Origin of the sequence: Agromyces sp. 3263 (assembly GCF_031456545.1) — a bacterium.
Taxonomy (GTDB): Bacteria; Actinomycetota; Actinomycetes; order Actinomycetales; family Microbacteriaceae; genus Agromyces.
In genome coordinates, this window is sequence record NZ_JAVDUV010000002.1 from 358838 (window position 1) to 379372 (window position 20535).

Below are 20535 nucleotides of genomic sequence, written 5' to 3' on the forward strand. Positions count from 1 at the left end.
CATGACGGATGCCGCACCCGATGAGACCGTTCCCAGCGACGGGCTCGCCGCGCTCGACGCCAGGCCGGTGACCCTCGCGATCGTGCGCCACGGCGAGACCGACTGGAACCGCGCCCGCCGCATCCAGGGGTCCACGGACATCCCGCTGAACGACACCGGGCGGAAGCAGGCCGCGCACACGGCGTCCGCACTCGCGGGCGACCAGTGGGACGCGATCTACGCCAGCACGCTGTCGCGGGCCGCCGAGACCGCCGCGATCATCGCCGACCGTCTCGGACTTCCCGAGCCTGTGCTCGTCGCGGACCTCGCGGAGCGCAGCCACGGGGTGCTCGAAGGCCTCGACCATGCCGGTCGCGCCGCCGTGGAGGCGCAGGCCGCGACCATCGAGGGGCTGGAGTCCCGGTCGGCGGTGATCGCGCGCGCGTCGGCCGCGCTGCTCGCCATCGCGCGCAGCCATCCCGGCGGGGACGTCATCGTGGTCACTCACGGCGGGGTGATCCACGCGCTCATCATGCACCTCAGCGGCTGGACGCTGCCGGGCGCCTCCTACGTGATCGAGAACGGGTCCGTGCACCTGCTTCGCGTGGTGGGCGACGCCATCGAGCTCGTGGCCCCCGAAGCGCTCACGGGCACCGACGGCGCCTGAGGCCCACGCGCTCAGGCGCGGCGAGCCGACCGACGACGACGCGTGGCCGGCCCCACCGTGCGACGCATGAGCTCGAGCAGCTGCTCGGCCGACGACGCCCAGGTGTAGCGGGCAGCGACGGCGACGGATGCCGCGGAGCGGCGCTCCCACTCCCCGTCGCGTTCGAGCGACCACAGGGCCGCCACGAGCGCCTCGGGATTGGCCGCGTCGAAGTAGAGGGCGGCGTCGCCGCCGATCTCCCGGAAGATCGGGATGTCGCTGACCACCACCGGCGTGCCGAGCCGCATGGCCTCGACGAGTGGGATGCCGAACCCCTCGGCTCGTGAGGCGTGCACGAGCGCGGTCGCGCCGGTGAGCAGCTCGGCGTACTCGGCATCCGTCACGCCGTCGTGGAAGACGAGGCGCGCCTGCGGGGCGAGCCGAGTGAGCCGCGCTCGCTCGTCGGCGCTGATGCGGCTCAGCAGGTGCAGCTCGTGGTCGGGCAGCGCGGCGACCGCCCGCACGAGGGTGTCGACGTTCTTGTAGGGCATATAGGAGCCCATGTACACGAGCCGGTGCCCGGCGGGGCGGACGCGCGGGAGGTCGGGCACGGCGAGGTCGTCGGCGGCGTTCGGGATGACCGTGACCGGACGGTCGGTGAGGTGGTGCTCGTGGATGAGCCCCGCGGTGGTCTCGGAGACGGTGACCACGGCGTCGGCGCGATTGAGGAGGATCCGTTGCGGCCACCAGGCGAGGTGGTAGAGCCGCCACAGCAGCCGCACGGGTGCGGGCAGGTCGCGCGGCGGCGTGCGGTTCTCGTAGTAGATGAGGTCGTGCAGCGTGAGCAGCAGCCGGTAGTTGCGGCCCCACGACCCCATGGTCTGCATGGGGCTGAAGACGACGTCGGGGCGGAGCTTGCGCACCTGCAGGGCGACGAGCGGTTCACGGGGGCTCGTGGGCGAGCTCACGAGCTGCCAGGGCAGCGGGGGCAGCATGTCGAGCTGGCGGTGGTCGCTCACGAGCATGGTGAGCGGATGCCGCTTGCCGAGCTCGGTGACGATGCCCGCGGTGAAGCGGCTGATGCCGTCGTGCCGGCCGATGCGCACGTAGCGGCAGTCGACGACGATCCTCACGCGTTCGCTCCCGAGCGGAGGAACCGGAGGATGCGCGCCGCCGCGTCGCCCGGCGTCTCGTAGTGGATGAGGTGGCCGACCTCGGGAATGACCTCGAGCGTCGCGTCGGGGAAGCGCGTGACGAGGCGGCGCTGGGCGTCGAGGGGGGTGACGTCGTCGCGCTCCGCCGCCACGAGCAGGGTCGGCACGTGGATGTCGGCGGCGACCTCGCTCACGTCGTTGCCGACCGAGGCGCGGAACGCCTCGAGCACGGCGTCTCGATCGCCGAACGCCGAGAAGTAGCGGTCGTGCTGGTCGTGGATCCAGCGTCGCAGCGGCTTCGACCGGGTCTTGGCCATGGTGACGCTCATGACGCGCACGATGGCGCCGTTGCGCAGCAGCGCGAAGCCGGCACGTTCGGGCAGCGCCGCTGCCGCGCGGTAGTACACCACCGCCAGCCGGGTCATCACGCCGCGTGGCCCCTCGAGCGCGGGCGCCCCGATCGGGTTCACGAGCACGAGCCGCTCGGGGGCGAGGCCTCGGGCCACCGCGTTCGCCGCGATGATCGAGCCAAACGAGTGGCCGAGCAGCGTGTACGGCCCGTCGATGCCCACCGCCGTGATGAACGCGCTGAGCCAGTCGGCGTACGCCTCGATGTCGTGCGGGCGGTCGACGAACACCGAGGAGGAACCGAAGCCCGGCAGGTCGGGAGAGATGATGCGGAAGCCGGGGAGCTGCGCGACGACGGGTTCGAGGCCGTGGTGATCGCCCCGGAATCCGTGCACGAGCACGAGCACCGGCGCGTCCGCTGCGCCGTACTCCCACCACGCGGTCTCGGTGCCGTCGACGTCGGTGCGGTGCTCGCTGACGGGGATGCGAGCGAGCTGCTCGGCGTACGGGGACTCGATCATCCCCGACATTCTACGGCGGGCCGCCTGAGCGTCGTCCCGCCCGGCCACCGCCGATCTGCGCACCCGCGGGTCGCTCCGCGGCTCTGACGGTGGGCCCGCATAGCCTTCGAACCATGGATGCCACGAGCAGCGCCCGATGGGCCGACACCCTCGCCGTGTTCGACCTCGAGACCACCGGCATCGACGTCGACACCTGCCGCATCGTGACCGCCCACGTGGGCGTGATCGGAGCCGACGGCGAGGAGCTCGAGCGTCACGAGTGGCTCGTCGATCCCGGAGTCGAGATCCCCACGGCCGCCTCGCTGATCCACGGCGTCACGACCGAACGTGCCCGGCTCGAAGGGCAGTCGCCGGTGTCGGCCGTGGCCGAGATCATCGCCACCCTCGCGGATGCCGCGGGCCGGGGCCTCCCGATCGTGGCGTACAACGCGGCCTACGACCTCACCCTCCTCGAGCGTGAGGCCGAGCGGTACGGGCACACTCCCCTGCCCGGCCCCGGACCGGTGATCGATCCGCTCGTGATCGACAAGGCGATCGACCGCTATCGGCGCGGCAAGCGCACCCTCACGGCCACGGCCGAGCACTACGGCGTCGCACTGCCGAACGCCCATGACGCCGGCGCCGATGCCGTGGCCGCGGGCCGCGTCGCCCAGGCGATCGTTCGCGCCTTCCCCGAGCTGTCGGCCATCGCGGTGGGCGACCTGCACGCGCGGCAGGTTGACTGGTGCCGCGAGCAAGCTGAGAGCTACCAGGCGTACCGCCGCGCGAACGGCGACCCCGACTTCACGACCTCGGGCGCCTGGCCCGTCCGTCGCACCACGGCACCCGCTCAGGCGTCCGTCGCAGCCCCTGCCGCGGCGGCCTCGGCGGTCGCCGTCCTCGACGGATTCCCGCCTACGGCGGATCCCGACGCGCTGTTCTGACCGCGTCGGGTTCGGCGCGCCATGCCGCGGGCACGACGAAGGGCGGACGACCGGAGTCGCCCGCCCTCGTACGGCAGGATTACTTGCCGAAGTTCTTGAAGCGCTGGTTGAACTTCTCGACGCGGCCGGCCGAGTCCATGATGCGCTGCTTGCCCGTGTAGAACGGGTGCGACTCCGACGAGATCTCGACGTCGATCACCGGGTAGGTGACGCCATCGAGCTCGATCGTCTTGTCGCTCGACACGGTCGAGCGGGTGAGGAACGTGGCGCCCGAAGCGAGGTCGCGGAAGACGACGGCGTTGTAGTCGGGGTGGATGTCGGTCTTCATGGAGACTTCCTTGTTGAATGGATGGTGGATTCGCACCTGCCTCGCGGGCAGGAAAGCACTCGGCCCATGGGCCAACAAACGATTCTAGCAGAATCGCGACGGTCGGAAGTCAGGCCGCGCGCGCGGTGTATCGGCCGTCGGCCTCGGTCAGGCCGATCTCGATGCCGAACGTCTCGGTCAGCGTGGCCGACGTGAGGGCCTCGGCCAGCGGCCCCGCCGCGACGATGCGCCCCTTCGAGAGCAGCATCGCGTGGGTGAAGCCCTGCGGGATCTCCTCCACATGGTGGGTGACCATGATGATCGCGGGCGAGGCCGGCGACGACGCGTAGCCGCCGAGCAGCCCGAGGAGCTCCTCCCGGGCGCCGAGGTCGAGGCTCGCGGCCGGCTCGTCGAGGAGCAGCAGCTCGGGGTCGGTCATCACCGATCGCGCGATCTGCACGCGCTTCTGCTCGCCGTCGGAGAGGCTGCCGAACCGTCGCCCGGCGAAGCCCTCGAGGCCCCACTCCGAGAGCACGCGCTGCGCGCGACGCAGGTCGATCTCCTCGTATTCCTCGTTCCACCGACCGGTCACCGAATAGGCGGCGGTCAGCACGACGTCGAGCACCGTCTCGTTGCGCGGGATCTTGCGCGCCATCGCCGTCGACGCGAAGCCGATCATCGGGCGCAGCTCGAACACGTCGACCTTGCCCAGCGACTCCTGCAGCACGTCGGCCGTGCCCTTCGTCGGGTGCATGGCCGCGGCGGCGATCTGGAGCAGCGTGGTCTTGCCCGCGCCGTTGGGGCCCAGGATGACCCAGCGTTCGTCGGAGTCGACGCTCCACGTCACCGAGTCGAGGATCGGATTCCCGTCTCGAACCACCGACACATCGCGGAACTGCAGCACCGTACTCGCCATAATCACCAATGCTATCGGGACGCGGACAGCGCTTCCGTCCGCAGCCGGCGTGCACGCACCGGAGGGCGCGCCTGATCGGCGTCAGCGCGCGAGCACGCGGCGGTAGAGCTCCTGCGTGCGCTCGGCGATCGCGTCCCAGGCGAAGTGCTCCTCGGCGCGTCGTCGACCAGCCTGGCCCATCGCGCGAGCCGTGGCGGGGTCGGCCACGACCCGGGTGAGGGCGGCGGCGAGGTCGGCGACGAAGGCGTCGGGATCCAGTGGCGTGCCCGTGCCGTCGTCGGCCTGCTCGATGGGCACCAGCACCCCGGTCACGCCGTCGTCCACGACCTCGGGGATGCCGCCGGTCGCCGTGCCGACGACGGGCGCGCCGCACGCCATCGCCTCGAGGTTGACGATGCCGAGCGGTTCGTAGACCGACGGGCAGACGAACGCGGTCGCCGCGGTCAGCAGCGCGGTCAGCTCGTTGCGGGGCAGGTGCCGGTCGATCCACACCACGAGCCCGCGCTCGGCGCGCAGCTCGTCGACGAGGGCGGTGACCTCCGCCATGATCTCCTCGGTGTCGGGTGCGCCGGCGCACAGCACGAGCTGCACGTCGGCGGGCAGCATCCGGGCCGCTCGGAGCAGGTAGGGCAGGCCCTTCTGGCGCGTGATGCGGCCGACGAAGATCACCGAGGGGCGATCGGGGTCGAGGCCGAGCGATCGCGCGAGGTCGGCGTCGTGGTTCGGCTTCCAGTCGGTGAGGTCGATGCCGTTGTAGACGACGTCCACCCGCGCGGGGTCGATGGCGGGGTACGCGCGCAGGATGTCCCGGCGCATGCCGTCGCTCACGGCGATGACCGCGTCGGCGTCCTCGAAGGCCGTGCGCTCCACCCACGAGGACAGTCGGTAGCCGCCGCCGAGCTGCTCGGCCTTCCACGGGCGCAGCGGCTCCAGGCTGTGCGCGGTCACGACGTGCGGGATGCCGTGCAGCTTCTTCGCGGTGAACCCGGCGAAGTTCGCGTACCAGGTGTGCGAGTGCACGAGGTCGGCTCCGGCGGAATCCCCCGCCATGAGCAGGTCGACCCCCATGGTGCCGAGCGCCGGATTGCGCCCGTCGAACTCGGCCGGCGTGGCGTAGCCGAAGGTGCCGGGCTCGTCGCGGGGAGCGCCGAAGCTGCGGACGACGACCTCGAGGTCGCGACGCAGCGCTCTGACGAGCTCGGCGACATGCACCCCCGCTCCTCCATAGACCTCGGGCGGATATTCGCGGGTGAGCAGGTCGACGCGCATGCCCTAACGGTATCGCAGCGCTTCCGCAATGGCCCGACTCCGTCGCCCGGAAACCCTCGTCGCCTGACTACGCTGGGTCCATGGCCACGCGCAAGGTATTCGGCATCGTGCTCGCTGGGGGCGAGGGCAAGCGTCTCATGCCCCTCACGGAGGATCGGGCGAAGCCCGCGGTGCCGTTCGGCGGCCAGTACCGCCTCGTGGACTTCGCGTTGTCGAACCTCCTCAACTCCGGCCTGCGCCAGATCGTCGTGCTCACGCAGTACAAGTCGCACAGCCTCGACCGGCACGTGTCGCAGACCTGGCGCATGAACGGCCTGCTCAACTCCTACGTGGCCTCCGTGCCCGCCCAGCAGCGTCTCGGCAAGCGCTGGTTCTCGGGTTCGGCCGACGCGATCCTGCAAAGCCTCAACCTGATCTACGACGAGCAGCCCGACATCATCGTGGTCGTCGGCGCCGACCACGTGTACCGCATGGACTTCAGCCAGATGATCGACGCGCACATCGAGTCGGGCCTGGCCGCGACCGTGGCTGCGATCCGCCAGCCGATCTCGCTCGCCGACCAGTTCGGCGTCATCGAGGTCGACGAGAAGCGCCCCGACCACATCCGCCGGTTCCTCGAGAAGCCCAAGGACCCGGTGGGCCTTCCCGACGCGCCCCACGAGGTGCTGGCGTCCATGGGCAACTACGTCTTCAACGCCGACGCGCTGATCGACGCCGTGCTGCGCGACGGGGAGCGCACGGATTCGAGTCACGACATGGGCGGCGACATCATCCCCGCATTCGTCGACCAGGGTGCCGCCGGCGTCTACGACCTCCGGCGCAACGAGGTGCCCGGGTCGACCGACCGCGATCGCTACTACTGGCGCGACGTGGGAACGATCGACTCCTTCTTCGAGGCGCACCAGGACCTCATCTCGGTCCTCCCGGTCTTCAACCTCTACAACCGCGAGTGGCCGATCTTCAGCCAGCAGCTGAACTCGCCGCCCGCGAAGTTCACCCGCGACGCGCGGGGCTCGCTCGGCACGGTGATCGACTCGATCGTCTCGCTCGGCTCGGTCATCTCGGGCGCGCACGTCGAGCGCAGCGTGCTCGGGCCGTGGGCGATCGTGGGGTCGGGCGCGCACGTCGCCGACTCGATCCTCTTCGACCGCGCGCGCATCGAGGCCGGGGCCACGGTGCAGCGGGCCATCCTCGACAAGGAGGTCGTCGTCGAGGCGGGCGCGCACATCGGCGTCGATCGGGCGAACGACCTCGCGCGCGGATTCATCGTGACCGACAGCGGCATCACCGTGGTCGGCAAGGGTTCGCGGGTGCGGGCCACCGCGTGACGGCGACGGCAGCCGGCCGCGCGAGCGGCCCCCTCGTCGTGCTCGACGCCGATTCCACGCTGATCCGCGAAGAGGCCATCGAACTGCTCGCGGATGCCGCGGGGAGCCTCGCCCTCGTCGCCGAGGTCACCGAGCGCGCGATGCGCGGCGAGCTCGACTTCGCCGCCAGCCTGCGCGAACGCGTCGCCACCCTCGCCGGGCTCGACCTCTCGGTGTTCGCCGAGGCCCGGGCGAGGATGACCCCCACACCGGGCGTGCAGGAGCTCATCGACGGCGTGCACGCGGCCGGCGGTCGCGTCGGCGTCGTCTCGGGCGGCTTCCACGAGCTGCTCGACCCGCTCGCCGAGCGGCTCGGACTCGACTTCTGCCGGGCGAACCGACTCGAGGTCGACGGCGGCTGCCTGACGGGGCGGGTCGACGGGGCGATCGTCGACGCGCACGGCAAGGCGGCGGCGCTCGAGGAGTGGGCGGCGGCCAGCGGCATCCGGCTCGACCGCACCATCGCCGTCGGCGACGGCGCGAACGACCTGGAGATGCTGCGCACCGCCCGGCTGGGCGTCGCGTTCTGCGCGAAGCCCGTGGTGCGCGAGCGGGCGGATGTCGCGATCGACGCACCCGACCTCAGCGCCGTGCTGCCGCTGCTCGGCCTTCGCGGCTGAGCGCCGCGCGGCCCGCGCACCGTCCGACTGGGAGCTTCCCCAGAACCCGTACCGCCGCGCGAGCGCGGACGTACCATGTCGCCATGTCCGGTCGCATCGTCGCACGCGCATTCGCCACCTTCGCTCTCACGGGGCTCCTCGCCGTCGCGGCGGCGGGCACCGCCCAGGCGAGTCCTCCACCGGGCGGGGGCATGTTCCCCCAGACCATCGAGCTCCCCGACGGGTTCCAGCCCGAGGGCATCGCCATCGGCCCGGGCGGCACCGGCTACGTCGGATCGCTGGTCGACGGCGACGTCTTCGTGTTCGACGTACGCACCGGTGAGCAACTCGACCGCCTCGAGGGGCCGGGGACCCCATCCGTCGGACTGAAGGTCGACGAGCGAGGACGACTGTTCATCGCGGGCGGGCCTGCGGGCGATGCTCGGGTCGTCGACGCCGACACGGGCGCCGTGCTCGAGTCGTACCAGTTCACGACCGACCCGGCGGCGTTCATCAATGACGTCGTGCTCACGCACGACGGTGCCTGGTTCACGAACAGCTCGGCCGCCGAACTGTACTTCGTCCCCGTGAGCCCCTCGGGTGAGCTCTCGAATTCGTTCGAGGTCCTCCCGCTGACGGGCGACTGGGACCAGGTCGCGGGATTCAACGCGAACGGGATCGCGGAGACACCCGACCATCAGGCGCTGCTGGTGATCCAGTCATCGACGTCGACGCTGTACCGGGTCGACCCCACCACGGGTGAGGCCACGGTCGTCGACCTCGGCGGCACCGACCTGCCGAACGGCGACGGCCTGCTCGTGGTCGGCCGCACGCTCTACGTCGTGCAGAACCAGCTCAACACCGTGGCCGTGGTGCGGCTCGACGCGCAGGGCACGAGCGGCACGGTGGTCGACCGTCTGACCGATCCCGACTTCGCCGTCCCGACGACCATCGCCAGGTTCGGCTCCGGCCTGTACCTGCCGAACGCGCGCTTCGGCACGCCGCCGACGCCCGACACCGGGTACGACGTGGTGCGGATCGACCGCTAGCCGGGCGGGGCCACCGCGGATGCCGCGAATCTTGGCCTGCTCGTCACGAACCGGTCGACGCGGCGAACTCCCGGATGAAGCGCGTCTGGGCGACGATCATGCGCTGGATCTCGTCGGGGTCGACGGACTCGTCCGACGCGTGGATACGTGACCGCTCCGTGTCTTCAGCACCCCACAGCACGATCGCGGCATCCGGCGCGACCTGCTTCAGTGACGCCACCAGCGGGATGGACGCCCCGCTGCCGATCGACTCGACCGGCGCGCCATAGGCCGTCGACAGCGCATCCTTCGCCGCCACGATCGCCGGGTGGGCCTCGTCGACGGCGAATGGGTTCCCCACCTTCACGCGTTCGACGACGACCTCGCAGTTCCATGGGCGCTGCCCGCGCAGGTGCGCCATGAGCGCCTCGAGCTGGGCATCGGCATCCGACCCGGGAATGACCCGCATCGAGAGCTTCGCCGTCACCTCGGGCAGCAGCACATTGGACGCCTCGGCCGTGTTCGGCAGGTCCATGCCGAGCACGGTGACCGACGGCTTCATCCAGATGCGGTCCGAGAGCGTGCCGGTCCCGAGGAAGTCGACGCCCGGCAGGATCGACGAGCCGTCTCGGTAGACCGCCTCGTCCATGTCGGCGCCCGCCCAGGTGCCGCGGTCCACGCCGTCGATGACGGTGTCTCCGTGCTCGTCGTGCAGCGAGTCGAGGATGCGGATCATGGCGGTCATGGCGTCGGGCGCCGCTCCGCCGAACATTCCCGAGTGCACGGGATTCTCGAGGGTGCGCACCGTCAGCGTGCAGGCCACGTCGCCGCGGAGCGCCGTGGTGAGGCCCGGACGTCCCACGGCCTGCGGGCCGATGTCCGCGATGACCGCGGCGTCGCAGGCGAACAGGTCGGGGTTGGCCTCGACGAAGGCCTCGAGGTGCGAGATCGTCTCCTCCTCGCCCTCGACGAGGATCCTGATGTTGCAGGGCCGGTCGGGTCCGAGCAGCTTCAGCGTGGCGTAGTGGATGACGAGGCCCGACTTGTCGTCGGCCGCCCCCCTGCCGTAGATGCGTCCGTCGTCCTTGGTCGTCGGCTCGAACGGTTCGCTCGTCCAACCCTGGCTCTTCGGCGCCGGCTGGACGTCGTAGTGCGCGTAGAGCAGCACGGTCGGCGATCCGGCCGGTCCCGGAAGGTCGGCGTAGACGCACGGATACCCGTCGGGGACGTCGAGCAGTCGCACGCCCTCGGCGCCGGCTGCTTCGAAGAGCTCCACGACGGCCTCCCCCATGCGGTGCACGGGCTCGGCGTCGAACCCCGGGAAGGCCACCGAGGGAATGCGCACCAGGGCCTCGAGACGTTCGATCACGTCGGGCATCAGGGCCGCGGCATCCGTGGCGGTCGTTTCTGGCATTGCTCCTCCTCGGTCCGGTGAGACGGTCGATGCGGGGTCAGGACGGGATGACGAGCTGGATCACCAGGCCGGACAGCACGACGGCCACCCACGAGACCAGCATCGGGATCGTGAACGAGTGCCAGACGACGACCTGCGTGAGCTTCGTCGATCCCGTGCGGTCGGTCTCGACCGACGCGATCTGACCGCCGTTCGCCGGGAACAGCCAGACGCCGATGAGCGACGGCCACATCGCCGTGATGATCCCGGGGGCCAGCCCGGCGGCGATCGCGATGGGGATGAGCGTGTTCGTCGTCGCGGACTGGCTGGTGGTGAGACCGCAGACGAGGAACAGCGCGACCGCGAGGAGCAGCGGCTGCGCCTCGATCATCGCGCCGAGCGGCTCGATGATCGTCTCCTCGTTCGCGGAGATGAAGGTGTCGGCCATCCAGGCGATGCCGAAGAGGGCCACCGCGGCGACGAACCCGGCGCGCAGCAACGGCTGCTCCACGACCAGCGAGGGCTTCACGCGACGCACGAGGATGATGACGAGGGCCACCGTGAACATGACCATCTCGATCACGATCGACATCGAGATCGGCACGAGCTCGCCCTCGTCGTTCTCGAAGGCGGGACGGAGACCCGGGAACAGCCCGAGGGCGACCACCAGCAGCGTTCCGGCGATGAAGATGAACGCGGCCGTGCGGCCGCCCGGCGGCACCGTGTGCTCGATCACCACGGGTCGGTCGCTGCCCGAGCCGGCAGGCTGTCCGGGCGGAGTGCCGCCTGCGACGGTGCCGTCTTGGGGCCTGGATTCCTTCACCGCGACGCCGCGTGCCGACCCGTCGGTCGTCGTCGCCGCATACTCGGCGGCGAGGACGGCCGGGACCTCGACCTGCCCCTCCGCCACGCGCTCGCGGAACACCGGGTCGTCGACCAGGTCCTTGCCGATCCGCTGCTGCACGAAGGATGTCGCGATGCAGGCCACGATGGCGGCGGGGATCGTGATCGCCAGGATCTGCGGGAGCCCGAAACCGTCGGTCTCGATGAGCACGAGGTAGGCCGCCATCGCCGCGGACACGGGGCTGGCGGTGATGCCGAGCCCTGAGGTCACCGTTGACGAGGCGAGCGCCTTCTCAGGTCGCTGCCCGTTGCGGTAGGCCGTCTCGTAGATGACCGGGATGAGGGCGATGAAGATGTTCGAGGTGCCCGAGAGCACGGTGAACACGAACGCGACGATCGGGGCGACGTAGGTGAGCCGCTTCGGGTTCCGCTGGATGATCTTCGAGGCGATCGACACGAGGTAGTCGATGCCGCCCGCCGCCTGCATCGCCGATGACGCCGTGATGACCGCGATGATGATGAAGAACGCGTCGATGGGCGGAGATCCCGGCGGGAGCCGGAACCCGAACACCAGCACGGCGGTGCCGACGACCCCCCACAGGCCGAGGCCGATCCCGCCGGTGCGTACACCGAGGACGATCGCGCCGATGACGACGACCGCTTGAAGGACGACGAGTGCATACTCCATTGACAACACCCCCTACATCGCACAGCCTGCACCAGGCATGCTGCGGGAGGAATCGCGCGATCTGCATGATGTTTCGGCCATGACGCGCGGCGAGCATGGCTTCGATGCGAGACGACGGGGCTTCGTGTCGGGGAGGCGGGCATGGTTGCTCCTGAGGCGCAGGCGAAGCGGATGACGGTCATGCAGGCGACCTTCATCGGCGTCGGATCGATGGTGGGCGCGGGCATCTTCGCCCTGCTGGGTGCCGCAGGGGACGTCGCGGGCTCGGCCGTCTGGCTGTCGTTCCTCATCGCGGGGGCGATCGCCGGCCTGCAGGGGTATTCGTTCGCCAAGCTCGGCTCCACCTATCCGACGGGCGGCGGCCTGCTGACCTACCTCTCCCGCGGGTTCGGCGAGGGGCATATCGCCGGCATCGGGGCGTGGCTCTTCTTCACCGCCGGATCCATCGTCGTCGCGATGATCGCCGCGTCGTTCGGCGGCTATGCGAGCTCCGTCGTGGCGGGCGGCGACGCCGGCTGGGCCAAGGCGCTCGGCGTCCTCCTCATCGCCGTGATGACCTGCCTGAACGCCATCGGCTCGAGCGCCGTGGCACGAGTGCAGTCGGTGCTGGTGACGGTGGTGCTCGCCATCCTGGTCGTCTTCGCCGCCGTGACCATCGCGAACTGGAACCCCGAACTCCTGGCCCCGAGCGGATACCCGGGCGTGCAGGAGATCATCGCGAGCGTCGCGCTGACCTTCTTCGCGTTCCTCGGCTTCGGCGTGATCACCTTCACGGCGAAGGACCTGCCGAACCCGAGACGACAACTGCCGAAGGCCATCTACCTCGCCCTCGCGATCGCCACCACCATCTACGTCGCCGTCTCGCTCGGGGTCTTCGGCACGCTCACCGCCGAGCAGGTGGTGGAGTACGGCACCACCGCCATCGCCGAGGCGGCCAAGCCCACGCTGGGCGAGACGGGCTACGTGCTCATGGTGATCACGGCGCTCCTGTCGACCACGGGCGCGGTCAACGCCGGCCTCTATCCGTCCATCGGCATGACGCGCAACCTGGCGTCGATCGGGCAGTTCCCGCCCGCGTTCGGGCGCTCGCTCGGGCGCTTCCCGGTCGGGCTGCTCGTGATGGCCGCGTTCGCGGCCGTGCTCGTCGTGGGGTTCGACCTCACCGCGATCGCCTCCATCGGCAGCGCGGTCGCGCTCATCGTGTTCTCCACGGTGACGATCGGCCATTTCCGGCTCCACCGTACGACGGGAGCGAACCTGATCGTGCTGGTGATCGCCCTCGTGGCCACGTTGGGCACACTGATCGTGTTCTGCACCACCACGCTCGTGAACGAACCGACGACCGCCATCGCGCTGCTCGCCATCGTTGCACTGTCGGTGGTCATCGACCTGCTGTGGAAGTCGCGGCGGGACGCGCGCCGACCCGACGCTCGCGATGACGCGCCAGAAGGGGGCAACGCCTCGGCGGGCTCCTGACGGCTAGTGGCCCATCCCGAGGCCGCCGTCGACGGGGATGACCGCGCCCGAGATGTACGCGGCGTCGTCGCCGGCGAGCCACGCGACGACGCGGGCGACCTCGTCGGGCGAGGCGAAGCGGCCGAGCGGGATGCTCTTCTTGTACTCGGCCTGCTGCGCCTCGGGCAGTTCGTCGGTCATGTCAGTCTCGATGAAGCCCGGAGCCACGACGTTCGCCGTGATGTTGCGGGCGCCGAGCTCGCGGGTCAAGGAGCGCGCCATGCCGACCAGCCCCGCCTTCGACGACGAGTAGTTCACCTGGCCGGCCGAGCCGTAGAGGCCCACGACGCTCGAGATGAGCACGATGCGTCCGAAGCGGGCCTTCAGCATGCCCTTGGACGCGCGCTTCACGACTCGGAACGCGCCGGTGAGGTTGGTGTCGATCACGCTCGTGAACTCGTCCTCGCTCATGCGCATGAGGAGCGTGTCGCGGGTGATGCCGGCGTTCGCCACGACGACCTCGACCGGGCCGAGGGCGGCTTCGATCTCGGTGAACGCCTGGTCGACGGATGCGGCATCCGTCACGTCGGCACGGACCGTGAGCGTTCCCACGGGGCCCTCGCCCGAACGGGCGGTCACGGCGACCCGGTGTCCCTGTGCGACGAACTCACGGGCGATCGCGTATCCGATGCCCCGGTTTCCACCGGTCACGAGGACGGTTCGGCTGGTCGTCATGTGGGACTCCGTTTCTCGGATGGCGCGGGCATGTCGGCCGATCGGCCCGTCCCAGCTTAGAGGCTGCCCGATCCGTGGCTCAGCGGGGCCCCAGCGGACGTAGGCTTGAGGGTGAGGAGCGCCGCGCGACCCCACGGCGAGCACCATGAAGCAGCAGCAGTCGATCACCTCGCTGCCGCCCTCGCCTGACGCGGAGCGGCGCGCGCGCATGATCAAGTACACGATCGCGATGACGATCCGCGTCGCCTGCATCTTCGCGCTGCTCTTCGCGAAGGGCTGGTGGCTGGCGGTGTTCGCGGCGGGAGCGATCTTCCTGCCCTATGTCGCGGTCGTGCTCGCCAACGTGGGCGGCCCGTCGCGGTCTCCTGAGGTGCTGCGGCCTGGCGGGCTCCTCCCCGTCACTCCCCCGCACCCCGACACCGAGCATGACGGGCCCGATCCTGCCGAACCCGCCGCCGGCCCCGACCCCGCGGCATCCGACCGGCCCGACGACGAGCGCGGTGCCGCGTGATCGGCGGCATCGGGGCGGATGCCGCCCCCGACGTCTGCTCGCGCGCCGCGTGCCGCGCGAGCGCCGCCTGGCGCATCGACTGGCAGAACCCGCGCATCCACACCGGTGACCGCTGGAAGACCTGGCTCGCCTGCGACGAGCACGTGGAGTACCTGCGCGGATTCCTCGAGGCGCGGTCGTTCCCCGTGCGGGTCGCTGCATTCGACCCGGCGACGGATGCCGCGACGGGAGTGGATGCGTGAACGACTGGCGCTTCCTCCGCTCTCCGCGGTGGGCGGGCTACCTCGCCCTGGTGATCGTGTTCGCGATCGCCTGCTGCGCCCTCGGCACCTGGCAGCTGAACCGCCGTGCCGAAGCGCTCGCCGAGGTCGCCAGGATCGACGCGAACTACGACGCCGAGGCGATTCCCGTAGCCGAGGCGCTGCCCGACCCGGCCGGCTTCGACATCGACCAGCGGTGGCGGGTGGTGGCGCTCTCGGGCGAGTACCTCCCCGACGAGGAGGTCGTCGTGCGGAACCGCCCGTTCGAGGGCAGCTCGGGGTTCGAGGTGGTGACGCCGTTCCGGCTCGATGACGGCACCGTGTTCATGGTGAACCGCGGCTGGATCGCGCAGGACTCCGACGGACGCCCGGGCGCATACGACCCCGCGCCCTCCGGGCATGTCGAACTCGAGGCACGACTGAAGGCGGGTGAGGGTCGCATCGCCGGCCGCACCTCGACCGGCATCGAGTTCGCCACGATCGACCTCGACGAACTCGCCGAGCGCGTGGGCGAACCCAGCTACACCGGCGCCTACGGCATCCTCGTGCAGGACGGCGCCGACGCCGAGGAACCGCCGCTGGCCGCCGCCCGTCCGGTGCGCGACGAGGGTCCGCACCTGTCGTACGCGCTGCAGTGGTTCGTGTTCGCGCTCCTCGGGTTCGTGGGCCTCGGCTGGGCCGCGAACCAGGAACGGCGGGGCCTCGCCGAGGCATCCGGCTCGCCCGATGCGCCCACGGCGCCGCGCGAACGCAAGCCGTCACGCGAACGCCGAGACGCCGACGTCGAGGACGAGATCCTCGACCGCCGGTAGCCGGTCGCCGTCAGCGGCCGCCGGCTCAGGCGAGCTCGATGAGCTCCTGGTACTCGCGGCTCCAGTGGTCCTCCGTGCCGTCGGGCATGATGAGCACCCGCTCGGGGTTCAGCGCCTCGACCGCGCCGGGGTCGTGCGAGACGAGCACGACCGAGCCCTCGTAGTGCGCGAGCGCGTCGAGGATCTCGGCACGGCTCGCGGGATCGAGGTTGTTCGTCGGCTCGTCGAGCAGCAGGACGTTCGCACCCGAGACCACGATCATCGCGAGCGCGAGGCGGGTCTTCTCGCCGCCCGAGAGCACGCCGGCGGGCTTGTGCACGTCGTCGCCGGTGAAGAGGAACGACCCGAGCACCTTGCGGGCCTCGGTCTCGGTGAGGTTCGGTGAGGCGCTCACCATGTTCTGCAGCACGCTGCGCTTCACGTCGAGCGTCTCGTGCTCCTGCGCGTAGTAGCCGACGCGAAGTCCGTGCCCCGCTTCGACGACGCCCGTGTCGGGGCGGTCGACGCCGGCGAGGATGCGGAGCAGCGTGGTCTTGCCGGCGCCGTTCAGGCCGATGATGACGACCTTCGAGCCGCGATCGATCGCGAGGTCGACGGCCGTGAAGATCTCGAGCGAGCCGTAGCTCTTCGAGAGGTCGTTGGCGGTCAACGGAGTGCGGCCGCACGGCGCCGGAGTCGGGAAGCGCAGCTTCGCCACCCGGTCGACCGCGCGCACGTCCTCGAGTCCGGCGAGGAGCTTCTCGGCGCGGGCGACCATCTGGTGCGCCGCGGCCGCCTTGGACGCCTTCGCGCCGAAGCGTGCCGCCTGCAGCTGCAGGGCGCCCGCCTTCTTCTCGGCGTTCGAGCGCTCCTTCTTGCGGCGCTCCTCGTCGGCGGCGCGCTGGCGCTGGTAGTGCTTCCAGCCCATGTTGTAGATGTCGATGACCGAGCGGTTGGCGTCGAGGTAGAAGACGCGGTTCACGACCTCGCCGACGAGCTCGACATCGTGGCTGATCACGATCACGCCCCCCTTGTAGCCCTTGAGGAACTCGCGGAGCCAGACGACCGAGTCGGCGTCGAGGTGGTTGGTGGGCTCGTCGAGGATCATCGTCTCGGCATCCGAGAACAGGATGCGCGCGAGCTCGATGCGGCGGCGCTGGCCGCCCGACAGGGTCCTCAGGGGCTGGTCGAGGATGCGGTCGGGCAGGTTGAGGTTCGACGCGATCGACGCCGCCTCCGCCTCGGCCGCGTACCCGCCGAGCGCGGTGAAGCGATCGGTGAGGTTGCCGTACTTCTTCATGGCGCGCTCGGCGACCGCGGGGTCGTCGCTGCCCATGTTCATGGATGCCTCGTGCATGCCGAGCACGAGCGAGCCCAGCCCGCGGGCGTCGAGGATGCGCGTGCGGGCGAGCATGTCGGGATCGCCGGAGCGGGGATCCTGGGGCAGGTAGCCGATCTCGCCCGAGCGGTCGATCCTGCCGCCGGTGGGCAGCGTCTCGCCGGCGAGGGTCTTCGTGAGCGTGGTCTTGCCCGCGCCGTTGCGGCCCACGAGCCCCACCTTGTCGCCCGGGGACACGCGGAAGTCCACGTGTTCCATGAGCACGCGTGCGCCGACGCGGATCTCGAGATCATGGACGGCGAGCACGGGGATCCTCCGTGGAAGTTGGTGGGGTGACGGCGTGCCGAGCGGCACAGCCCCCCAGTCTATCGCGCGGCGCGTCGATCACTGCCCAGGGATGTCACCGGCATCCGCCAGACTCGGAGCATGCCGACGACCGCGAGCCCGGCCCGTGTGCGAGCCGCGCGCCTGAACGCGCACGGCCTGCGCCGCGGCCTTCCCACGATCACCGCCGCCGTGCGACGACTCGGGGCCGTGCAGGCGCAGGATTTCGGAGCGGCCCGCTGGGTGCTCGGCGCACGGGTGCCCGGCTCCGTCGTGGCCGACGTCGACGCAGCGATCGCGTCGCGCGAGATCGTGCGCTCCTGGCCGATGCGGGGCACGCTGCACTTCGTGCCGGCCGAGGCGCTGCGACCGATCCTCGCGATCACCGGTCCACGCGAACTGCAGCGGGCGGCCACGCGGCACCGTCAGCTCGAGCTCGACGCCGACACCCACGCCAGGGCCCGCGTCGCGGCCGAGCGGGCGCTCGCGGGAGGCTCGCTCTCGCGGGAGGAGCTGCTCGCCGCGTGGGACGCGGCCGGCATCGCGACGACCGGCCAGCGGGGGTACCACCTCATCTGGCGGCTGGCGCAGGAGGCGGTGCTCTGCTGCGGTCCCGTCGAGGGGCGGGGCCAGCGCTTCGTGCTGCTCGACGAATGGGCGCCGTCGGTCGGCACGCCGCCCGATCGCGAACAGACGCTCGCCGAGCTCCTCGTCGCGTACGCGGCCGGTCACGGCCCGGTGACGGTGCGCGACTTCGCCTGGTGGACGGGGCTCACCCTCGGCGATGCCCGGCTCGCACGCGCCGCGGCCGGCGACGCGCTCGAGGCGTTCGATGACGAGCACCTCGTGGCCGCCGACGGCTTCGATGCGGCGGGCGAACCGCGGCGCCGCGGAACGGGCCGGCAGCATGCGCTCGCCGCGTTCGACGAGTACTTCCTGGGCTACACCGAGCGTGGGGCGGTCTGCGATCCACGGCACGCCACCCGCGTGGTGCCGGGCTCGAACGGCGTCTTCCAGCCGATCCTGGTCGACAGGAGGGGCGTCGTCGAGGGCGTCTGGCGGGTCGCACGGGCGAAGGGTGCGGCATCCGTGACGCTGCACGGCTTCGAGGGCGCCGTCGAGGAATCCGGGTACCGCACGGCGCTCACCCGGTGGGCCCGCTTCCACGGCGAGCGGCTCGCGTCGATCGAATCGGCGCACTGATCCCGGCGGCGCGATCGGCGGAACCGCGCACGCTCGGCCCGGACGACCACGGGCGGCACCCGCGAGGGCGCCGCCCGTACCGACCGGATCCGGCTACTGCTGGAGCGCCGCCTGCAGCTCGAGGGTGATCGTCACCTTGTCGCCGAGGAGCACGCCGCCCGTCTCGAGGGCCGCGTTGTACGAGAGCCCGAAGTCCTCGCGGTTGATGACGGTCTTCGCGGTGGCGCCGCCCTTGTAGTTGCCGTAGGGGTCGCCGCCGAAGCCGCCGAACTCGAAGTCGAACGTGACGGGCTTCGTGATGCCGCGGATGGTGAGGTCACCGTCCACCTTGAAGTCGCCGTCCACGACGCGAACGCCCGTCGAGGCGAAGTCGATCGTCGGGTAGGTCTCGGCCTCGAAGAAGTCGCCGGTGCGCAGGTGCGCGTCGCGGTTCGGCTCGTTCGTGGTGATCGAGGCGACCTCCGCCGACGCGGTCACGCTCGAGTCCAGGGGATCCTCGGCGGTCACGAAGGTGGCGTCGAAGCGCTCGAACTTGCCCTTGACCTTGCTGATCATGATGTGGCGGATGCTGAAGCCGACCTCGCTGTGCGCGGTGTCGACCTTCCAGGTGCCTGCGCGGTATCCGGGGATCTCGATCGTGGTGGCGGTGCTCGTCATGTGCGGTTCTCCGTGTTCGATGTCGGTGCGGCCCGGTCGGCCACACACATGCAAACGCATTGAGTTCCGATCTATTCCCCCACGTCCGGATTCATTCCGGACATCGTCTCGGACTCCTCGAGCGTCCGCCGCAGGGTCAGTACCCGATCAGCGGCGTCATCGAGCCGCTCCTCGCTGATCCGCCCCGACTGCACGGCACCGACGATCGCTGCGACGAGGCCGCCGACCGAGACGCCCACCGTGCCGGGATCGCCCGGCAGCACGTACAGCAGAAGGTCGGATCCCGCGGCGACGGCGCGAACCGCGTTCTCCCCGGGATCCGCGTACTCCGGAAGGCCGTTGTGCTGCAGCATGAGCATGTCGTCGGTCACGACCACCCCATCGAAGCCCAGCTCGTCACGCAGGATCCGATGCCAGGCGGGTGAGAGCGACGCCGGCGCAGGGTCGACCGCCGGGTATGCCAGATGCCCGGTCATCACGAGCTCGGCGCCTGCGTCGATGCCCGCGACGAACGGGACGGAGGGACCGGCGCGCCACGCGTCGAGATCGAGCGGCGCCGACGGGATGCTCGAGTGCGAGTCGCCCGGCGCCGCGCCGTGCCCCGGGAAGTGCTTCAGCGTACTGGCGACGGTGCCGCGCTCCCCCACCACCGCGGCGGCGACGCGGTCCGCAGCGCCGGCCGCGTCGGTGCCGAGCACGCGCCCCGAGATGAACGAGGCCGGGTCGGGCGTGACGTCGGCGACCACCCCGAAGTTCACGGAGACGCCGACATCCGACAGGGTGCTCGCACGCGCGGCGAAGGCCTCCTCTGCCGCCTGCGGCGGTGCGTCGCGCAACGTCCCGGCGCTCGCGGCGCCGTCCCACGGCAGCCGCTGCACCTCGCCGCCCTCCTCGTCGATGCCGATGAGCACGGGCGCCTCGGGGTCGCCCTGCACGGCGGTGGTCAGGGCGGCCAGTTCGACCGGCGTCGCCGGCACGTTGTCGCCCATCAGGATGAGTCCCGAGACGCCGGCGTCGACGTAGGCGCGGAGTGGTGCGGGATCGGTGCCGGGCGCGTGCAGCATGAGCAGTGCGGCGGCCTTCTGCTCGAGCGTGAGCTGCGACATCCGCTCGTCGACCCAGTCGGCGATGGGGTCGGACGGCGGCGTGGTCGGTTCCACCGACGGCGTGGCTGCGGGCGTGTGCGCTGCGGCCAGCGGGCTGCAGGCCGTGACGCCGACGAGCGTCGCCGCCAGCAGGAAGGTCGTGGCCGTGGGTCGGAGGGCGCGCATCCGCACGA

Annotated in this window: 21 protein-coding genes; 10 read left to right on the forward strand and 11 right to left on the reverse strand. The window is 70.9% G+C overall.

Features of this window, described 5'->3' with window-relative positions; genetic code table 11:
* The first annotated feature begins 1 nt into the window (after position 1).
* The gene (locus tag J2X63_RS14865) at positions 2–646 is read left to right on the forward strand and encodes a histidine phosphatase family protein (RefSeq protein ID WP_309978616.1); all 645 of its coding nucleotides are present in this window, start codon (positions 2–4) and stop codon (positions 644–646) included.
* An 11-nt stretch (positions 647–657) separates the two neighbouring features.
* On the opposite strand, the gene J2X63_RS14870 is transcribed toward J2X63_RS14865, so the two are convergent.
* Both J2X63_RS14870 and J2X63_RS14875 read right to left on the reverse strand, forming a co-directional pair.
* The gene (locus J2X63_RS14870) at positions 658–1758 is read right to left on the reverse strand and encodes a glycosyltransferase family 1 protein (RefSeq protein ID WP_309978618.1); all 1101 of its coding nucleotides are present in this window, start codon (positions 1756–1758) and stop codon (positions 658–660) included.
* The gene (locus J2X63_RS14875; protein ID WP_396133162.1) at positions 1755–2648 is read right to left on the reverse strand and encodes an alpha/beta fold hydrolase; all 894 of its coding nucleotides are present in this window, start codon (positions 2646–2648) and stop codon (positions 1755–1757) included. Before J2X63_RS14875 ends, J2X63_RS14870 begins: the two co-directional genes overlap by 4 nt.
* 113 nt (positions 2649–2761) lie before the next feature.
* Between J2X63_RS14875 and J2X63_RS14880 the strand changes: the two genes are divergently transcribed.
* Positions 2762–3571, forward strand: a complete 810-nt coding sequence (locus J2X63_RS14880) for an exonuclease domain-containing protein (protein WP_309978622.1) — start codon at positions 2762–2764, stop codon at positions 3569–3571.
* A 79-nt stretch (positions 3572–3650) separates the two neighbouring features.
* Here the strand turns inward: J2X63_RS14880 and J2X63_RS14885 are convergent, their stop codons facing one another.
* The 3 genes from J2X63_RS14885 to glgA form a co-directional block, all read right to left on the reverse strand.
* Positions 3651–3899 (reverse strand): type B 50S ribosomal protein L31, encoded by a 249-nt coding sequence (locus J2X63_RS14885; RefSeq protein WP_122936417.1) that lies wholly within the window; start codon positions 3897–3899, stop codon positions 3651–3653.
* A 109-nt stretch (positions 3900–4008) separates the two neighbouring features.
* A complete protein-coding gene (locus J2X63_RS14890; protein ID WP_309978626.1) occupies positions 4009–4794 on the reverse strand; it encodes an ABC transporter ATP-binding protein in 786 nt (261 codons plus the stop codon).
* Between the two features lie 81 nt (positions 4795–4875).
* A complete protein-coding gene (gene glgA, locus J2X63_RS14895; protein ID WP_309978628.1) occupies positions 4876–6063 on the reverse strand; it encodes a glycogen synthase in 1188 nt (395 codons plus the stop codon).
* An 80-nt stretch (positions 6064–6143) separates the two neighbouring features.
* On the opposite strand from glgA, the gene J2X63_RS14900 reads away from it, so the two are divergent.
* The 3 genes from J2X63_RS14900 to J2X63_RS14910 all read left to right on the forward strand — a co-directional run bounded on the left by J2X63_RS14900 (position 6144) and on the right by J2X63_RS14910 (position 9078).
* Positions 6144–7391 (forward strand): glucose-1-phosphate adenylyltransferase, encoded by a 1248-nt coding sequence (locus J2X63_RS14900; RefSeq protein WP_309978630.1) that lies wholly within the window; start codon positions 6144–6146, stop codon positions 7389–7391.
* Entirely contained in the window at positions 7388–8050 is a 663-nt protein-coding gene (serB, locus tag J2X63_RS14905; RefSeq protein WP_309978634.1) for a phosphoserine phosphatase SerB, read from the forward strand. Before J2X63_RS14900 ends, serB begins: the two co-directional genes overlap by 4 nt.
* An 83-nt stretch (positions 8051–8133) precedes the next feature.
* Positions 8134–9078, forward strand: a complete 945-nt coding sequence (locus J2X63_RS14910; protein ID WP_309978636.1) for a hypothetical protein — start codon at positions 8134–8136, stop codon at positions 9076–9078.
* A gap of 43 nt (positions 9079–9121) precedes the next feature.
* Here the strand turns inward: J2X63_RS14910 and J2X63_RS14915 are convergent, their stop codons facing one another.
* Positions 9122–10471: a M20/M25/M40 family metallo-hydrolase gene (locus J2X63_RS14915; RefSeq protein WP_309978638.1), complete on the reverse strand. Its 1350-nt coding sequence runs from the start codon at positions 10469–10471 to the stop codon at positions 9122–9124.
* Positions 10472–10508: 37 nt separating this feature from the next.
* Positions 10509–11981 (reverse strand): anaerobic C4-dicarboxylate transporter family protein, encoded by a 1473-nt coding sequence (locus J2X63_RS14920; protein ID WP_309978640.1) that lies wholly within the window; start codon positions 11979–11981, stop codon positions 10509–10511.
* Between the two features lie 141 nt (positions 11982–12122).
* On the opposite strand from J2X63_RS14920, the gene J2X63_RS14925 reads away from it, so the two are divergent.
* The gene (locus tag J2X63_RS14925) at positions 12123–13457 is read left to right on the forward strand and encodes an APC family permease (protein ID WP_309978642.1); all 1335 of its coding nucleotides are present in this window, start codon (positions 12123–12125) and stop codon (positions 13455–13457) included.
* A gap of 3 nt (positions 13458–13460) precedes the next feature.
* Here J2X63_RS14925 and J2X63_RS14930 read toward each other — a convergent pair whose 3' ends face one another.
* Entirely contained in the window at positions 13461–14171 is a 711-nt protein-coding gene (locus J2X63_RS14930; RefSeq protein WP_309978644.1) for a beta-ketoacyl-ACP reductase, read from the reverse strand.
* Positions 14172–14316: 145 nt separating this feature from the next.
* On the opposite strand from J2X63_RS14930, the gene J2X63_RS14935 reads away from it, so the two are divergent.
* The 3 genes from J2X63_RS14935 to J2X63_RS14945 are packed head-to-tail and all read left to right on the forward strand — an operon-like array spanning position 14317 to position 15754.
* Positions 14317–14682, forward strand: coding sequence for a DUF3099 domain-containing protein (locus tag J2X63_RS14935; RefSeq protein WP_309978646.1), 366 nt, complete (start codon positions 14317–14319; stop codon positions 14680–14682).
* On the forward strand, positions 14679–14924 hold the full coding sequence (locus J2X63_RS14940; RefSeq protein WP_396133163.1) for a hypothetical protein: 246 nt from the start codon (positions 14679–14681) through the stop codon (positions 14922–14924). Before J2X63_RS14935 ends, J2X63_RS14940 begins: the two co-directional genes overlap by 4 nt.
* Positions 14921–15754 carry an SURF1 family protein gene (locus J2X63_RS14945; RefSeq protein WP_309978648.1) on the forward strand — a complete coding sequence of 278 codons (834 nt, stop codon included), beginning with the start codon at positions 14921–14923 and terminating at the stop codon, positions 15752–15754. The genes J2X63_RS14940 and J2X63_RS14945 overlap by 4 nt, the downstream gene beginning before the upstream one ends.
* Positions 15755–15779: 25 nt before the next feature.
* Here J2X63_RS14945 and J2X63_RS14950 read toward each other — a convergent pair whose 3' ends face one another.
* Positions 15780–17378 carry an ABC-F family ATP-binding cassette domain-containing protein gene (locus tag J2X63_RS14950; protein ID WP_309978650.1) on the reverse strand — a complete coding sequence of 533 codons (1599 nt, stop codon included), beginning with the start codon at positions 17376–17378 and terminating at the stop codon, positions 15780–15782.
* Positions 17379–17498: 120 nt separating this feature from the next.
* On the opposite strand from J2X63_RS14950, the gene J2X63_RS14955 reads away from it, so the two are divergent.
* Positions 17499–18599 (forward strand): winged helix DNA-binding domain-containing protein, encoded by a 1101-nt coding sequence (locus tag J2X63_RS14955; protein WP_309978652.1) that lies wholly within the window; start codon positions 17499–17501, stop codon positions 18597–18599.
* A 93-nt stretch (positions 18600–18692) separates the two neighbouring features.
* Here J2X63_RS14955 and J2X63_RS14960 read toward each other — a convergent pair whose 3' ends face one another.
* Together J2X63_RS14960 and J2X63_RS14965 are read right to left on the reverse strand one after the other, a co-directional pair.
* On the reverse strand, positions 18693–19256 hold the full coding sequence (locus J2X63_RS14960) for a YceI family protein (RefSeq protein WP_309978653.1): 564 nt from the start codon (positions 19254–19256) through the stop codon (positions 18693–18695).
* 71 nt (positions 19257–19327) lie between these two features.
* Complete coding sequence (locus J2X63_RS14965) at positions 19328–20527, reverse strand: glycoside hydrolase family 3 N-terminal domain-containing protein (RefSeq protein ID WP_309978655.1); 1200 nt, start codon at positions 20525–20527, stop codon at positions 19328–19330.
* Between the last annotated feature and the right edge of the window lie 8 nt (positions 20528–20535).

Bases quoted from the DNA above. Each gene is read 5' to 3' on its own strand.
- glgA (WP_309978628.1), bottom strand. From the start codon at position 6,063: ATGCGCGTCGACCTGCTCACCCGCGAATATCCGCCCGAGGTCTATGGA.
- J2X63_RS14885 (WP_122936417.1), bottom strand. From the start codon at position 3,899: ATGAAGACCGACATCCACCCCGACTACAACGCCGTCGTCTTCCGCGAC.
- J2X63_RS14910 (WP_309978636.1), top strand. From the start codon at position 8,134: ATGTCCGGTCGCATCGTCGCACGCGCATTCGCCACCTTCGCTCTCACG.
- J2X63_RS14915 (WP_309978638.1), bottom strand. From the start codon at position 10,471: ATGCCAGAAACGACCGCCACGGATGCCGCGGCCCTGATGCCCGACGTG.
- J2X63_RS14955 (WP_309978652.1), top strand. From the start codon at position 17,499: ATGCCGACGACCGCGAGCCCGGCCCGTGTGCGAGCCGCGCGCCTGAAC.
- J2X63_RS14880 (WP_309978622.1), top strand. From the start codon at position 2,762: ATGGATGCCACGAGCAGCGCCCGATGGGCCGACACCCTCGCCGTGTTC.
- J2X63_RS14935 (WP_309978646.1), top strand. From the start codon at position 14,317: ATGAAGCAGCAGCAGTCGATCACCTCGCTGCCGCCCTCGCCTGACGCG.
- J2X63_RS14965 (WP_309978655.1), bottom strand. From the start codon at position 20,527: ATGCGCGCCCTCCGACCCACGGCCACGACCTTCCTGCTGGCGGCGACG.
- J2X63_RS14930 (WP_309978644.1), bottom strand. From the start codon at position 14,171: ATGACGACCAGCCGAACCGTCCTCGTGACCGGTGGAAACCGGGGCATC.
- J2X63_RS14900 (WP_309978630.1), top strand. From the start codon at position 6,144: ATGGCCACGCGCAAGGTATTCGGCATCGTGCTCGCTGGGGGCGAGGGC.
- J2X63_RS14960 (WP_309978653.1), bottom strand. From the start codon at position 19,256: ATGACGAGCACCGCCACCACGATCGAGATCCCCGGATACCGCGCAGGC.
- J2X63_RS14865 (WP_309978616.1), top strand. From the start codon at position 2: ATGACGGATGCCGCACCCGATGAGACCGTTCCCAGCGACGGGCTCGCC.
- J2X63_RS14890 (WP_309978626.1), bottom strand. From the start codon at position 4,794: ATGGCGAGTACGGTGCTGCAGTTCCGCGATGTGTCGGTGGTTCGAGAC.
- J2X63_RS14875 (WP_396133162.1), bottom strand. From the start codon at position 2,648: ATGATCGAGTCCCCGTACGCCGAGCAGCTCGCTCGCATCCCCGTCAGC.
- J2X63_RS14920 (WP_309978640.1), bottom strand. From the start codon at position 11,981: ATGGAGTATGCACTCGTCGTCCTTCAAGCGGTCGTCGTCATCGGCGCG.
- J2X63_RS14925 (WP_309978642.1), top strand. From the start codon at position 12,123: ATGGTTGCTCCTGAGGCGCAGGCGAAGCGGATGACGGTCATGCAGGCG.